The 14877-nt window shown below is 55.9% G+C and carries 12 protein-coding genes; 6 read left to right on the top strand and 6 right to left on the bottom strand.

Features of this window, described 5'->3' with window-relative positions:
• Nucleotides 1-55 precede the first annotated feature (55 nt).
• Nucleotides 56-922, bottom strand: coding sequence for a carboxylesterase family protein (locus C3Z11_RS07675; RefSeq protein WP_158700946.1), 867 nt, complete (start codon nucleotides 920-922; stop codon nucleotides 56-58).
• A gap of 215 nt (nucleotides 923-1137) precedes the next feature.
• Nucleotides 1138-2004: an aldo/keto reductase gene (locus C3Z11_RS07670; RefSeq protein ID WP_106477345.1), complete on the bottom strand. Its 867-nt coding sequence runs from the start codon at nucleotides 2002-2004 to the stop codon at nucleotides 1138-1140.
• A gap of 265 nt (nucleotides 2005-2269) precedes the next feature.
• Here C3Z11_RS07670 and C3Z11_RS17030 point away from each other — a divergent pair, with 265 nt between their 5' ends.
• On the top strand, nucleotides 2270-2452 hold the full coding sequence (locus C3Z11_RS17030; protein ID WP_262927294.1) for a hypothetical protein: 183 nt from the start codon (nucleotides 2270-2272) through the stop codon (nucleotides 2450-2452).
• 32 nt (nucleotides 2453-2484) lie between these two features.
• On the opposite strand, the gene argE is transcribed toward C3Z11_RS17030, so the two are convergent.
• Together argE and C3Z11_RS07655 are read right to left on the bottom strand one after the other, a co-directional pair.
• Nucleotides 2485-3630: an acetylornithine deacetylase gene (gene argE, locus C3Z11_RS07660; RefSeq protein ID WP_106477761.1), complete on the bottom strand. Its 1146-nt coding sequence runs from the start codon at nucleotides 3628-3630 to the stop codon at nucleotides 2485-2487.
• 84 nt (nucleotides 3631-3714) lie between these two features.
• Complete coding sequence (locus tag C3Z11_RS07655) at nucleotides 3715-5115, bottom strand: YfcC family protein (RefSeq protein ID WP_106477344.1); 1401 nt, start codon at nucleotides 5113-5115, stop codon at nucleotides 3715-3717.
• Between the two features lie 394 nt (nucleotides 5116-5509).
• Here C3Z11_RS07655 and C3Z11_RS07650 point away from each other — a divergent pair, with 394 nt between their 5' ends.
• Together C3Z11_RS07650 and C3Z11_RS07645 are read left to right on the top strand one after the other, a co-directional pair.
• Complete coding sequence (locus tag C3Z11_RS07650; protein WP_106477760.1) at nucleotides 5510-6841, top strand: MFS transporter; 1332 nt, start codon at nucleotides 5510-5512, stop codon at nucleotides 6839-6841.
• Nucleotides 6842-7000: 159 nt separating this feature from the next.
• Nucleotides 7001-7792 carry an SDR family NAD(P)-dependent oxidoreductase gene (locus C3Z11_RS07645; protein ID WP_106477343.1) on the top strand — a complete coding sequence of 264 codons (792 nt, stop codon included), beginning with the start codon at nucleotides 7001-7003 and terminating at the stop codon, nucleotides 7790-7792.
• A gap of 84 nt (nucleotides 7793-7876) precedes the next feature.
• Here C3Z11_RS07645 and fucP read toward each other — a convergent pair whose 3' ends face one another.
• Nucleotides 7877-9166: an L-fucose:H+ symporter permease gene (gene fucP / locus C3Z11_RS07640; RefSeq protein WP_106477342.1), complete on the bottom strand. Its 1290-nt coding sequence runs from the start codon at nucleotides 9164-9166 to the stop codon at nucleotides 7877-7879.
• A gap of 228 nt (nucleotides 9167-9394) precedes the next feature.
• On the opposite strand from fucP, the gene C3Z11_RS07635 reads away from it, so the two are divergent.
• The 3 genes from C3Z11_RS07635 to recC all read left to right on the top strand — a co-directional run bounded on the left by C3Z11_RS07635 (nucleotide 9395) and on the right by recC (nucleotide 14142).
• On the top strand, nucleotides 9395-10285 hold the full coding sequence (locus tag C3Z11_RS07635; RefSeq protein WP_106477341.1) for an MBL fold metallo-hydrolase: 891 nt from the start codon (nucleotides 9395-9397) through the stop codon (nucleotides 10283-10285).
• A gap of 98 nt (nucleotides 10286-10383) precedes the next feature.
• Nucleotides 10384-10545: a DUF7230 family protein gene (locus C3Z11_RS17025; RefSeq protein ID WP_262927293.1), complete on the top strand. Its 162-nt coding sequence runs from the start codon at nucleotides 10384-10386 to the stop codon at nucleotides 10543-10545.
• Between the two features lie 135 nt (nucleotides 10546-10680).
• Complete coding sequence (recC, locus tag C3Z11_RS07630) at nucleotides 10681-14142, top strand: exodeoxyribonuclease V subunit gamma (RefSeq protein ID WP_158700945.1); 3462 nt, start codon at nucleotides 10681-10683, stop codon at nucleotides 14140-14142.
• 203 nt (nucleotides 14143-14345) lie between these two features.
• On the opposite strand, the gene C3Z11_RS07625 is transcribed toward recC, so the two are convergent.
• The gene (locus tag C3Z11_RS07625; RefSeq protein WP_106477339.1) at nucleotides 14346-14816 is read right to left on the bottom strand and encodes a nuclear transport factor 2 family protein; all 471 of its coding nucleotides are present in this window, start codon (nucleotides 14814-14816) and stop codon (nucleotides 14346-14348) included.
• Nucleotides 14817-14877 lie beyond the last annotated feature (61 nt).

Below are 14877 nucleotides of genomic sequence, written 5' to 3'. Positions count from 1 at the left end.
CTCCCCCTGAGAGCAGCATGATTTAATTCTCGATTGAGTCACACGCCTTATCCGCTCAGGAATTGTCGGCACGCTTGTGCTGTGCAAAGAAACTGAAGATGTCATCAAGCGCCATGTACCAAGTGTCCGCATGTTTGCCGCCTGCGACGCGTAACAAGCGGGCTTCTCCCCCCTGGGCGTTGACACCATCGATAATCGCCTGAATGGCTTGGGAGGAAGCAATCTTGTCTTCGCTGCCATGGACAAACAGCAGAGGAACATCTTCAAGCCGACTGACAGGATAACTCCACGGCGCAACCACACCGTTGACCGGCGCAATAGCGGCCCACTTGTCAGCATATTTCGCCGCGAGATAAAGCACGCCCCCCGCGCCCGCTGAATTACCAAGCAGGTAGATCCGGTCAGGATCGATGTTGTACTCGCGTTGAGTGAGTGCCAGCACGTTGAGCGCATCCTGCTCGCTCCACAGCCGCTTCTGCTCAGCTTCCGGCGCACTCATGGCGAACATGACCGAGGAAAGCCCTGGAATATCCTTGGCGTAGTACTGTTGATCCGCCGGGAGAGGACGCATGTCCCTGGCGGGGTCGATATCGGGATCGGCCAGCTTGAAAGGATAGATGCTGCCCCAGAACATGGGGTCCTCTCCGATCCCCTTGGGCGCGACGACGATAAAGCCGTACTTCTGTGCAGCATTGGCAAGCTCGCCGCCTTTGAAATCTGTGTCCGGGTTGGCATTAACCCCATGCAAGTCGATAACCAGCGGGTAGCGCTTGGCAGGATCATAGTTCTTGGGCACATAAATCCGATAGTCCTGATCCATGTTGGCGCTATCGAAGTGATACTGACGCGCTTGTTCGCCGGTTGGCGGCGACGTATTTTCTACGGCCGCCTGAACAGCGGACGAGCTGAGCAAACCGGTCACTACAAGCGTCGCGAAGAGAGAAGAATACCGAGACATAAGACTGGAGCAGAAACGGACGTCATTCATAAGCAGCATAAACTTTAATGTGAAAAAATGTCATTCCAGCATAGTGGATGAATGACGTCAGCGAAGAAGTTTTTCTCAGTGGGGCTAGCCAGTAAAAGGCACCGCAATACGGTGCCTGATGAGTACTCGCTGCGATGATGACTGCGCTGTCAGATGATAGCCAGCGGCTGCTTGTGAGCAGGCGGTGGAAACGCCTCATCAAGTCGCTTGAGATCGTCTTCGTTGAATTCAATCTCTAGGGCCTTGGCATTCTGCTCGATATGTTCGGTCTGCACTGCCTTGGGAATAGCGATGACATCGCGTTGGCCATCGATTGGGCGGATTGTCCAGGCAAGCAACAGTTGAGTTGGCGTCACATTGTGTTCTCGTGCCAGCGCAGTGACTGTTTCATTCGCTAGCAAACGTTGACTTGCCTGACCGCCTTGCGCAAGCGGGCAGTAAGCCATAGTAGGCAACCGACGATGCCGGTGGAGTGGCAATAGGTCGTACTCAATCCCGCGCACTCCCAGATTATAAAGTACCTGATTGGTCGCACAGTCTTTGCCACCCTGCATGGCGTAAAGCTCTTCGATATCCTCGGTATCGAAATTGGAAACGCCAAAGCGCTTGATCTTGCCTTGTTCCAGCAAGGTTTCGAATGCATCGAGGGTATCGGCGAGGTCTTCGCCGCCGCGCCAGTGCAATAAATAAAGGTCTAGCGTGTCGGTACCCAGACGCTTGAGGCTTTGCTCGCAAGCACGGACGGCCTGCTTGGCACCGGCATTGTGCGGTAAGACTTTGGACACCAGAAAAACCTCGTCGCGACGCCCCTTGATAGCCTCGGCGACGACTCTCTCGGCGCCGCCACTGGCGTACATTTCTGCCGTATCGACCAGCGTCATGCCAAGATCAATACCATGCTGAAGGGCGCGGACTTCCTCTTGCTGCGTGTATTGGCCTTCACCCATGTGCCAAGTGCCCTGACCGATGGCCGGAACCTGCGTACCGTCGGCGAGGCGAATAGTTCGTGTCGACATGATTGCACTCCTTGCAGTCAGTGTTCGATTAACAGTATGGCGGAGAGCGACCGTGCTTGCGAAGAGACGCATTGTGTGGCGGGGAGCGGTTCGTTGTACAAGCCTAGTGCGGAGGCCAATACGGCGGGAATATTGCTGAGCGGTATCATGCGTCTGCACCGCGGCGACGATCAAGGGCGGTACTACCGTAACCTCGGGACTACCGCACCCCGACGTACGCTTTGCGATCAGCCCGACCCAGCTGGTTGCGGAGGAGCGCAAGCTGATGGGCTCTTACCTGGGTGGCCATGTGCCGGCACTGGATACTCCGGAGTATATTGCGCTCTACCAGGCCGGTCGCTTGCCGGTCGACAAACTCCTGACCCATCGCATTACCTTGGATGAAATCAATGAGGGCTTCGACCGGCTGGCAGAAGGCAAAGCCATTCGTCAGGTCATCGATTTTTAATTTGTTGCCGCATCTTGCAACCGGCGAGGCGATTAGCTTAACGCCTCGCCCAGTCGGCGCATGAACACCTCGCCTTGCTCGAGCTGTTCGATGCTGATGAATTCGTCTGGTTGATGAGCCTGAGTGATACTGCCGGGCCCGCAAATAATCGCTTCAAGCCCTGCATTCTGGAACTGACCGGCTTCGGTGGCGTAGGCCACCGCATCGAGTTCACGCTTGCCGAGCAGTTGCTCGCAGATCGCAATGGCCTGTGCGTTATCGCGATGGGAAAGGCCGGGAACCACATGCGTCAGCTGGGTCGTTTCGATAGCAAAACGGCTATCGCGCTGTTTGAGTTCGTCTTGCACGGTGCGAGCATAGTCATCAAAGCGTTGGAATACCGCGTCAAAGCCGTCTTCAGGCAGATGGCGAATTTCCCATTCGAAACTGCACTGTCGCGCCATGATGTTGATTGCCGTGCCGCCCTGAATCTTGCCGACATGCAGGCTTGAGTGGGGGACATTGAAGGCGTGATTGCAACGTTCCTCGTCGACCAGCTCAGCCATGATTGCTTCTATTTTGGTCACCAGGCGAGCAGCGACGTGAATTGCTGAAATTCCCTGATTAATCTGGCTTGAGTGTGCTTCGATACCGGTCACTACAGTGCGCAAAGAGGTGATGCCCTTTTGCTGGGTAACGGGTTGCATCAGCGTTGGCTCACCGACAATGACGGCTGACGGTTTCGGGCAGTTGGCGACCAGTCGCTCGATCATGCGCGGCGCGCCGAGGCAGCCGATCTCCTCATCATAGGAAAAGGCCAGATAGATCGGTCGTTTAAGCTCGCGCTTCACCCAGTCAGGCACCAATGCCAAGGCGCAGGCGATGAAGCCTTTCATGTCGCAGCTGCCGCGTCCAAAAAGCTTGCCGTCGCGTTCGGTAAGTGTGAATGGATCGGTCGTCCACGGTTGGCCATCCACCGGCACTACATCGGTGTGGCCAGAGATCACCACACCGCCCTCGACCTCTGGACCGATGCGTGCCAGCAGGTTGGCACGCGAGCCGTCGTCGTTTTCGATCCGCTCGCTGTCGATGCCATAATCACGCAGATAACGCTCAAGGTAAGCGATCATCTCCAGATTCGAGTTGCGTGACACGGTATCGAAGGCAACCAGTTGCGTGAGAAGTTCTGTTGGCGACATGCAGTATTCCTTGGCGTCAGCCGGTAAAAGATAAACACGCCGCATCATTGCTCGGCGCCTTTCCTGTATTCACTTAATCAGGGCTCAGGCGGGCCCCCAGCCGATAGCCACAGCGACGGAGAGCATCACCCAGCTGAGCAGAAACGTCTTGACCAGTAGCGGCATGAAGAAGCGTACCCAGCGATCATAGGGCACATTGGCGATCGCGAGCATGGCTAGTGTACCCCCTGAGGTAGGTACGATCATGTTGGTCAATCCATCACCGACCTGGAAAGCAAGGATCGCGGTCTGTCGTGTCATGCCGATCAGGTCGGCAAGCGGAATCATGATCGGCATGGTTGCCATTGCCTGGCCGCTGCCTGAAGGGATAATGATGTTTATCACCGCATGAACCAAGGTCATTGCTAGTGTAGAAACCAGCACAGGAAGCTGACTCAAGGGTGCGGCCAGCATATCAACAATGGTATCGCCGATCTGGCCCTGGTCGAGCAGCACCTGAATGCCGCGCGCGAGCCCGACCAGCAAGGCGCCAGTCGTTACGGAAGCCGCACCTTCAAAGAAATAGGTATTTATTTCGCCGGGCTTCATGCGCGCCATCAATCCCGCTATTACCGCAATGCCCAGAAACGTGGCGGCAATCTCATTGATATACCAGCTGTAAGCGAATACGCCGTAAAGCATTACGGCGAGACCGATCATGAAGGTGCCCAGCACGCGATAGTCACGTCCGCTCAGGTGATAATCGGCGAGCGGTTTGGTAAGGGATGATGCCTCGTCGCTATCGGACAGCAGGGAATTGCGACGGTCGGCTTTCAGGCGCTTCATGTAACGGCTGGTGTGATGGGCAAGCAGCGCCAGTGCACCGAGGCACAATATGCTGCGCAGGACTGCGCCTGAAAACAAAGGAAGATCAGCGATTTGATCGGCGACGCCCACGGTGTAGACATTGATCGGCGAGGTGGCAAAGCCGATCCCCACGCCGCCCAGCGCAATACTTGCGCCGACTAAACGGTCGCCGCCTATTGCACGGCCGAGCAGCACGGCAATAGGGACTAGCGCAATATTGTTTTCATAGCCCACAGCGATGCCGAGTGCACCAAACATGAACGTCATGATCCAGATAAGCGGTGTGGGGCGCTCATGGCCGAGGCGTTTAACCAGCGTACCCACCATATTTTCTAACGCACCGGTCGCTTCCATGACGCGAAATAGTCCTCCACCGATGAAGACGGCGAAGATGATGCTGCTGGCTTGCACCATGCCTAGCGGTACGGCGTGAAAGATGGCAAGGAACGAAGGGGCATCGCTTGCAACAAAGTGGAAGGTGCCAGGAATGACCGCGCTGCGCCCGTTGACGTCATGACGATCATATACGCCAGCGGGTACGATCAACGTCAATGTCCAGACGATAATCAGTAGGCTGAAAATCAGCACGGCTGGATGAGGGATGCGCTGATACCACGGTAGAGGGGGCGAAGAGGGCATTAGAGGCTTCCTTGCGTGTTTATTGTTGGTGTTAAGCAAGCAGATGCACTGAGCAGTGCCTTCAGCAATGTTACTTCATTCGATCCTAGGGAGGCGTGTGACCTGCTGTCAAATTTGGAGAGAGATGGGTAAATAGTCGTTAACGTCCGGGATATGGGCATCTCAGGCTGTTTCTCCTGATAGTATCTGATAAAGTGGCTCATTAGCTCGTTTGCCCTAATGCCCAAAAGGCGCCCAAGGCAATAAGCGAGCGCAGAGTGGCGAAAACCCCTGCCGTACTCTGGACACACTCTCCTGAAAGTATGTAAAGCCTGGTATTACCCCCGCCGACCTGGTTTTACGTGCCTAACGTCAACCTAAAGACGCTGATATTCATATGAATACGCAAGCCCCTATGAATTCAAACAATGGCGCTTCTACCGGTGACCATGCCGGTTCGACTCGCGCGCTCACACGCCACGATGCCAAGACACTGTCATTATCTGCACTCGGTGGCGCACTCGAATTCTACGATTTTGTCATTTTCGTCTTCTTTGCCACGGTAGTAGGTAAGCTGTTCTTCCCTGCAGATATGCCCGATTGGCTACGCATGGTGCAGACCTTTGGTATTTTCGCCGCGGGGTATCTGGCGCGCCCGCTGGGCGGCATCATCATGGCGCACTTCGGTGACCTACTCGGTCGCAAGAAGATGTTCATGTTCAGTATCTTTCTGATGGCGGTGCCGACGCTGGTGATGGGCTTACTGCCGACCTACGAGACGATTGGTATTGCCGCGCCGATTCTTTTGCTGCTGATGCGTGTGTTGCAGGGTGCGGCGATCGGTGGTGAAGCGCCCGGGGCCTGGGTATTCGTGACCGAGCATGTACCAAGCCGTCATATCGGTTTCGCCTGCGGCACGCTCTCCTCGGGTCTGGTAGCCGGCATTTTATTGGGATCTTTAGTCGCCACTGCAATCAACGCCGCATTCACGGCCGAAGAAGTCGCGGCCTACGGCTGGCGTATTCCGTTTCTGCTGGGTGGCGTACTGGGTTTTATCACCATGTATCTGCGTCGCTGGCTGCACGAAACGCCGATCTTTGCTGAACTGCAAGCGCGCAAGGAGCTGTCCGCTGAGCTGCCGATCAAGACCGTATTGCGTGAGCACTGGCGGTCGGTTGTTCTGTCGATGGGCGTAACCTGGCTTTTGACCGCAGCAGTGGTCGTTACCATTTTGATGACGCCGACGCTCCTGCAGCAGTTCGCCAATATCGACGCGCAGACCTCTCTGGAGGCCAATAGCCTCGCGATCGTCTGTGTCATCATTGGCTGTCTGGTGTCGGGTCATCTGGCCGACCGCTTTGGTAATGGCATCATCTTGACGATCTGGAGCCTGGGGCTGGGTATCAGCTACTGGAGCTTCTACTCGATGATGCACGAGAGCACGGCGCTGCTATTCCCGATGTATGCCCTGGTGGGCTTCTTCGTGGGGCTGACCGGCGTCGTGCCGGCGGTCGCGGTCAAGTCCTTTCCGGCGGCGGTGCGCTTTACCGGACTGTCATTTTCCTACAATGTCGCCTATGCGATCTTCGGCGGGATGACGCCGATGGTGATCTCGCTGACGATGGCCTCCGATCCGATGGCACCGGCCTATTATGTCGCGGCAATTTCCATCCTCGGTGCGGTGATCGGCTTGATGCTATGCCTGGGTGGCGTGCGCCAGCAGAAGGTAGTGACCGTTAATAGTTAAGCGCTACCAAGCAAGAGGGTGAAAGGCCGGACTATGCCCGGCCTTTTTGCGTCTGGCATTGCTGTCCCGTGTTTCCTGCACATTGCGCAGAATGGTCTAGGCTCGAAGAACCGCAGGGTGATTGCGTTCATTTTCTTCGAAGCAGGAGGCTAGCTAGCCATGGATATTACGCTCAAAGGCAAGACAGCGCTGGTAACGGGGGCCAATCGCGGGATCGGGGCATCGATTGCTCATGCACTTGCACAGGCCGGCTGCGATATTGCACTGCATACACGCAAGATGCGTGATGAGGTCAAGACGCTGGCTGATGAAATAGCATCACAATACGGTGTCAAGGTGGTGCCTGTGGTGGGTGATCTCTCCGAATCCGCAGCTGTTCAAGAGATCTTTCGCCAGTTTGATGATCATTTCAAGCAGCTCGATATCTTGGTTAATAACGCCGGGTTCGAAAATAACCATGCGCTGGAAGATATGCCCTTGGACGTCTGGAGTGAATTGATGCAGGTCAATCTGACAGCACCTTTCTTGTGCAGTCAGCAGGCGGCACGACGCATGAAAAATGGCGGTGGTGGTGTGATCATCAATATCCAGTCGATTCATGACGAAATCATGCGCAAGGGCGTGTCTCACTATAGCGTGGCCAAGGCGGGGTTGAAGATGCTAACGCGCGCATCGGCAGTTGAATGGGGAGAATACGGTATTCGCGTCGTTGGCCTGAGCCCCGGTGCCATCGAGACGGATATCAATCGCGAAGATATCGAGAAGACCGGTCGCGACAAGTACAACGAATGGATACCGCTTGGGTTCGTCGGCGAAACACAGGATATCAGCGGTATTGTCACGTTCCTGTGCTCTGAACATGCGCGCTATGTGACCGGCACGACCCTCTATGCCGATGGCGGTTACATGCACAACGTGATCCGCTACGATGACCGGCCCGGACGCGACTAGTCCTCAGATTTCACCGGTGTAACAAAGAAAACGCCCCGCGATTGCGGGGCGTTTGCGTGTCGACCTGAACGTCAGTAGCGAACGTTAGCGTGTCGTCGCTGCATGCTCGGTGGTGACAGGATTTTGCACCTTGGAACCCTTGAGACCGTAGAACAGGATGTAGAGATAGCAGATCAGCGGCAAGAAGAACGCATGCTGAATGCCCATATGGTCAGCCAAAAAGCCCATTGCAACCGGCAGGATTGCGCCACCGACAATGGACATGATCAACAGGCTGGAAGCCTTACTGGTCAACGGGCCCATCTTGGCGATGCCGAGCGTGAAAATAGTCGGGAACATGATCGAGTTGAACAGGCCGATCGCGACCACACTCCACATGGCGACGTGGCCAGTGGTGATCATGGTGATAATGAGCAGCAGGCTGGCGATGATGGCGAACAGACCTAGCAGCAGGCCAGCACGGACTTTCTGCAGTAGCGCCGAACCGATGAAACGTCCGATCATCGCGCCGCCCCAGTAATAGGCGACATAGTTGGCGGCACTGCCTTCGCTCATGTTGCCGATATGATCCTGAGTGATGTAATTGATCAGGAAGCTGCCGATCGATACTTCCGCACCCACATAGGCGAAAATACCCAGCATCCCAAGCACGACGTGGCGATGGCGCATTGCTTCGCCGTACGTCAGGTTGTCGGTCATGTCGTCCTGAGCCTGATCCTTGAAATTAGGCAGGCGCCAGAAAAAGATCACGACCGCGAGGGTGGCGAGAATGGCGGCAAGAATCAGATAAGGTCCCTGAACCATCTGTGCTTCGCTCAAACGGTCTGCCACTTCACCTGCAGCAGATTGAACGTCAGCAGAGCTTAGCGCTGCGCCGGACAGAATCAGCAGTCCTCCAAGCGCGGGGCCAACAGTCGTGCCCAGCGAGTTGAAAGCCTGCGCCAGATTAAGACGGCTCGATGAGGATTTCTCCGGCCCAAGCAGACTGACGTACGGGTTGGCCGCGACCTGCAGGATGGTAATACCGCTGGCCAGAACGAACAGCGCGGTCAGAAATAATGGATAAGAGGGTGCCTTGGCGGCAGGGAAGAACAGCAGCGCGCCAACGCCGGCAACTAGCAGGCCAAAACTGATGCTGTTCTTGTAGCCCAGCTTGGCAACCAGTTTCCCGGCCGGTAGCGATACGATGAAATAGGCACCGAAGAAGGTGAACTGAATCAGCATCGTTTGGGTATAGCTGAGCGAAAATACACTTTTTAGATGCGGAATGAGAACGTCGTTAAGACTGGTCAGCAGACCCCACATGAAAAAGATAGAGGTAATGACAATCAGGGCACCACGGTAGCGTCCCTGATCTGAAGCGTTATTCGTCATGTTATAAACTCATGGATTGACATTATTGCGAATGGTGCTCAACACGAATGCTAACATCTGGCAATGCCAGGCGCTGTGCAAGAAATGATGACCCGGCTAACATAATGGAAAACGCTTTCAAGTGTGTGCTAACTCTAAGTCGTATTGACTTATGGCTGCTGTCGAGATATGGCAGGTGTGTGGCAATGAAATAGGCTAAAGTACTGCTTGTAAAGGAGTTTTGAATATATGCACGCTCATATGTGCGAAACCTGTGGCATCCAGTTCGCGCCAAGTGAAAAGCCGCCGGCGTATTGTCCCATCTGTGAGGATGAACGGCAGTATGTCGGTTGGTCGGGGCAGCGCTGGACAACGCTAGATGCCATGCGCCACAAGGGCTATAGCAATGTATTCAAGGCTTTTGATGATGAACTCCGGTTATCGAGTCTGGAGTGCACACCATCGTTTGGGATTGGTCAGCGTGCGCTGATCGTGCAAACCGATGTCGGCAATTTGATGTGGGAATGTGTGCCCTATTTAGCCGGACAGCCAACCATGGACAAGCAGTTCAAGCGGGAACTCGATGCCTTGGGCGGTATCGATGCTATCGCGATTTCTCACCCACATTTTTACTCGACAATGATCGAATGGGCACAGGTTCTCAATGTGCCGATCTATCTGCATGAAGATGATGCTGGCTGGCTTATACGCCGGGATGATCATGTTGTGCTCTGGACGGATGAGCAGCATGATCTTTTTGGCGGTTTAACGCTGCATCGGCTCGGCGGCCACTTCAAGGGCAGCCAGGTGCTGCATTGGGCCGAAGGCGCGCAGGGGCGCGGTGCATTATTTACCGGTGACACTATTCAGGTTGCACAGGACCGTGACTGGGTCAGTTTTCTTTACAGCTATCCTAATCTGATCCCCTTGCCGGCCAGCAAGGTTGCTGACATGAATGCACAGGTGCAGCGTCTTGAGTTTGATCGTATCTACGGTTCCTGGACGGATAGGAACGTGATTGGTGATGCGAGAACCAAGGTGGCGCGCTCTGCGCAGCGCTATATAGCCGCACTGGAAGGGCATTTCTCTGCCGATGAACCTAACGATGATGATGGCACGGGTGGGAATTTAACCGCTTGAAACCGGTCATAGACAGTCAGTTGTTTGATCGCGTTGCACTGTTGGTAAGTTGGAAAATTGAAGTATTAGCGTAATCGGACGCTTTAAAAGGAGTAATCATGAAAGCGCGTAATGTCGTCCATAAAAACGCCATGCACTATCAGAAAAGCCATGTGTTCAAGGACAGGAAGAAGCTGACCAGGAACGGCTATCGCAAGCATAAGAAGGCATATGAAGGGGAACTGAAGGGTTCCCCTTCATCGTTTCTGCACGCTGCCTGATTGAGTTCCTTTTGAGCTTTCCTGGTCCTGGTTATCACACCGACCGATAAGACTTCGCTCATTTCATTCTGCCCAGATGATGCCTGCACGCGCGGTAACGTTTAGGATAGGCGCTCATCTTGAGTCGGGATGCGAATGTTCACAGTACTCCACGCCAATCACCTTGAAGACCTGCGCGAGCTCTCGCTTGAATTGATCCATCGTCAGCCGCTGCCGCCATTGACTCAGGAAACGTTCCTGGTGCAGTCCAACGGCATGGCACAGTGGCTGCGTATGGCACTGGCCGAGAAGGACGGCATTGCCGCCTCGCTTGATTTTCCTCTGCCTTCAAGCTTTGTCTGGCGCGCCTATCGCGCAGTACTAGGCAATGAGATTCCCAAGCAGTCGCCGTTTGACAAGGGTCCCTTGACCTGGCGATTGATGAGGTTGCTGCCGCGCTTGGTAGGTCAACCGCTGTTTGCACCGCTACATCACTATCTCTCCGATGAGATCGAAGCGCAGACGAGTCAGCATAAAAGCGATGCCCAGCCGTGCGGAGATCGCAAGTGCTTTCAGCTTTCCGCCCAGCTCGCCGATCTGTTCGATCAGTACTTGGTCTATCGTCCCGACTGGATTGCCGCTTGGGAGCGCGGCGAAACGGCGCCTGTTGATCTCGCTGACGAAGATGCCTGGCAGCCCGAGCTGTGGCGTATCTTGTTGAGTGATGCACCTTCTTATGCGCGGCATTATCATCGCGCCGCCTTGCATGAGCGTTTTCTGCGCGTTGCACGTGGGTTGAGCGAACGGCCTGCCGAGCTGCCGCCGCGGCTATTTGTCTTTGGTATTTCGGCGCTGCCGGCACAGCTACTGGAAGCATTGCATGCGCTATCCGGTGTGATGGATGTCGTGTTGATGATCTCCAATCCATGCCGCTACTACTGGGGGGATGTAGTAACGGATCGCGAGGCGATTCGCCGTGCAGTGCGGCATGCGGAAAAACCGACGCTGGCAGGGCTTGACCCGGAAACGCTCCATCTCAAGGCTAATCCATTGCTGGCGGGTTGGGGCACTCAGGGACGCGATTTCATTGTGGCTCTCTACGATTTCGAGGGGGCCAATGCATTTGACCTGGAAAGTGATGTTTTCCGCGAGCGAGCTGATTCAGCGGATGCGCCGCTGCTTAACCAACTGCAGCAGGACATCCTTGATCTCGTCCATCCTGCCGAACGGGTAAAGGAGGAGGGCGCCAAGCGGGTGATCGCTGTCGATGATGATTCGGTCAGCTTTACCAGCGCCCACTCACCGCTGCGTGAAGTCGAGATCCTGCACGATCAACTGCTTGATGCCTTCGAGCGTGACGCCACGTTGAAGCCGCGCGACGTGATCGTGATGGTGCCGGATATCGATCGCTATGCACCATTTATTGAGGCGGTGTTCGGGCAGATACCGTTTGATGATCCGCGCTACATTCCGTTCACCGTCGCTGATCGGCTGGCCACTGAGGCAGAGCCGCTTCTGGCCTGTGTGCTGCAACTGCTGGAATTGCCTGAACGTCGTTTGGGCGTGACCGAGATTCTCGACTGGCTTGATATTCCCGCGTTCCGGCGTCGTTGTGACATTAGTGAGAGCGATCTGGAACGTACTCGTCAGTGGCTTGCCGGTAGCGGAGTGCGCTGGGGGCTGGATAGGCAACATCGTGACGATCTCGGTCTGCCTGCGTTGCATGACAACACCTGGCGCTTCGGGCTTGAGCGCATGCTGCTGGGCTACGCAACCGGCGTGGGCGGTGATTTCGATGGGATTGTTGCCTACGACGAGGTAGGCGGGCTGGACGCCGAACTGGCGGGCAAGCTGGCGCAACTGATCCGAAGGCTGGGGCAGCATCGGCAGCGTTTCGCCACGTCGCTAACCCCGCAGCAGTGGGCCGTGCAGCTATCCGCCATGTTCGAGACGCTGTTTGCACTTCGTGAACAGGATGAGTTTGATACGCTTGATCGCGTCGATCGCGCTATCGCACGCTGGCTGGACGCTTGCACATGTGCTGATTTCGATTCGGCTGTGCCGCTTACGGTCGTGCGCGAGTCGATACGTCAGGAACTTGATCAGGGTGGGCTTGCCCAGCGCTTTTTAGCCGGCAAGGTCAATTTCGCCACCCTGATGCCGATGCGCGCGATTCCCTTTCGCCAGACGTTTCTGCTGGGCATGAACGACGGCGACTACCCGCGAGCGCGGTTGCCTCAGGATTTTGACTTGATGGCGACACGCACCCGGGCCGGTGACCGCTCGCGCCGCGATGACGACCGCTATCTGTTTCTTGAAGCACTGCTTTCGACTCGTGATCGCCTGACTGTCTCATGGATCGGGCGCGATCAGCGGGACAATATCGAGCGTGCCCCGTCGATGCTGGTCGGGGAACTGCTCGATACCATCGCCCTTGGCTGGCGGCCTGCTGATGAGGCCGATGATAGCGAGCAGGCGCTACGAAGACGCCTGATTCGTCAGTATCCGCTGCAGCCATTCTCGATGCGCTATTTTGATGCCGACTCGCCTTTTTTCACTTTCGATACCAGTTGGGAAGCGGCCCATGCGCCTGGTCAGCGCTTGAATCACATGACTCTGCCGCCTGCATCACCGCCGGTTGAAGCCCTGCGGTTGGCTGATCTCGAACGTCTGCTTCGTTTACCGCCCGGTGTCTGTGTCAGCGAGCGCTTAGGCGTCAGGTTTCATCGTCCAGAGACGCCGGTCGAAGATGCTGAGCCTTTTGGTCTCAATGGGCTGGAAAGCTACTGGCTTAAGCGAGAACTGCTTGATGAGGCGCGCAAGGGGCAGTCGGTCGTCAAGGTTGCCGAGCAACTGCGGCGCAGCGGACGGTTACCCGCGTTGGGATTTGGCGATGCGCTGCTGAACGGGTTGATTGGTCCGCTTGAGGCTCAGTTGACACGTTGGCAAGCGGTCAGTGAAACGCTTGAGGCATTGCCTGCCGAGCGATTTGCAACGCACTGGCGCGATGATGACGCGGATATTGAACTGACCCTTGATGATGTAATTGATAATCTGCACCGCGACACGGAAGGGCGCATGTGGTGGTGGACGCTTGAGCCTTCGCACTTCGGGCATCTCAAAACCGATCGGGATGGCCGGCTGAAAAGCTACGGCAAGCCCAACCGCCTATTCCGGCCGTGGCTTTTGCAACAGGCATTGGCAGCGATGGGCAAGGCCGTGCACATTGGCTTGTTATTTGAAGACCGCGAACTGACTGTGGCACCGCCCGCATCAGGAGAAGCCAGCCAGTGCATGCAACAGTTACTGAAGCTGTGGTGGCAGGCGCGCCAGACGCCCTTGGCGACCGCGCCAGAGCTGGCATTCATATGGCTGGCCGCGCAGCGTGATCCACAGGCGCCCTCAGGCGACGATCAAGAGGCCGCGCGAGAAGCCGCACGCAATTTATATGAGGAGGCGAGTTTCAACGGTATGGCAGCGCTGCGCGAGCGCGAACCAATGCTTGGGGAGTTATGGGGCGATTTCGATGCGTTACTGGCCTCGGGCTTTGAGTTTGCCAGCCATGCTGTCTATGCCGAGTTCTGGAGCATGGTAAGAGGGCTGGCCAATGCGGAGTAATACGTGAAATGGGCGCAGGCGAAAGCGAAAGCTCTCGTTCCCTTTGCTGTTCAAGGCGGTGCCGATGAGCATCGTGGGTGAGTGTCATGCTATCTCCTCATGTCGGTTAGGTGGGAGATAGCACCACCATAGTGACGCTCGGCGCCGTTTCGACAGGCGCCGAAAGTTACTGTCACCCACGATACTCGTGATAACTGGCTGACTTATAGGCCGAGCGCGTTAAGACCGGGATGTTCTGCCGGGCGAGGACCGGGCGCCTTCCAGCGAAAGCGCCGTGCGCCATCTTCAATGGGCATCTCATTGATGCTCGCTTCACGTCGTATCATCAGGCCTTCAGGGTTGAATTCCCATTGTTCGTTGCCATAGGCGCGATACCATTGGCCAGTACCGTCGTGCCACTCATATTGAAAGCGTACCGCTATCTTGGTGTCGTCGAAGGCCCATAGCTCCTTGGCGAGGCGATAGCCGCGCTCCTTTTGCCATTTGCGCGTCAGAAACTCAACGATGGCCTCGTGACCTTGGAAAAATTCGGAACGGTTGCGCCAGCGGCTGTCGGGTGAATATGCCTTGACCACCACTTCGGGGTCACGGGTGTTCCAGGCATCCTCGGCGGCGCGTACCTTCGCCAGGGCGCTGTCACGGTCAAAGGGAGGCAGAGGAGGGCGTGTAGTCATGATCATCCTTATATCGAAGCGTTAGCCTAATGCACGTGTCGAACTGACGCGGAGGCATAAA

This window comes from Phytohalomonas tamaricis (assembly GCF_003012345.1).
Classification (GTDB): domain Bacteria; phylum Pseudomonadota; class Gammaproteobacteria; order Pseudomonadales; family Halomonadaceae; genus Phytohalomonas; species Phytohalomonas tamaricis.
This window is presented reverse-complemented; position numbering and strand designations above follow the sequence as displayed.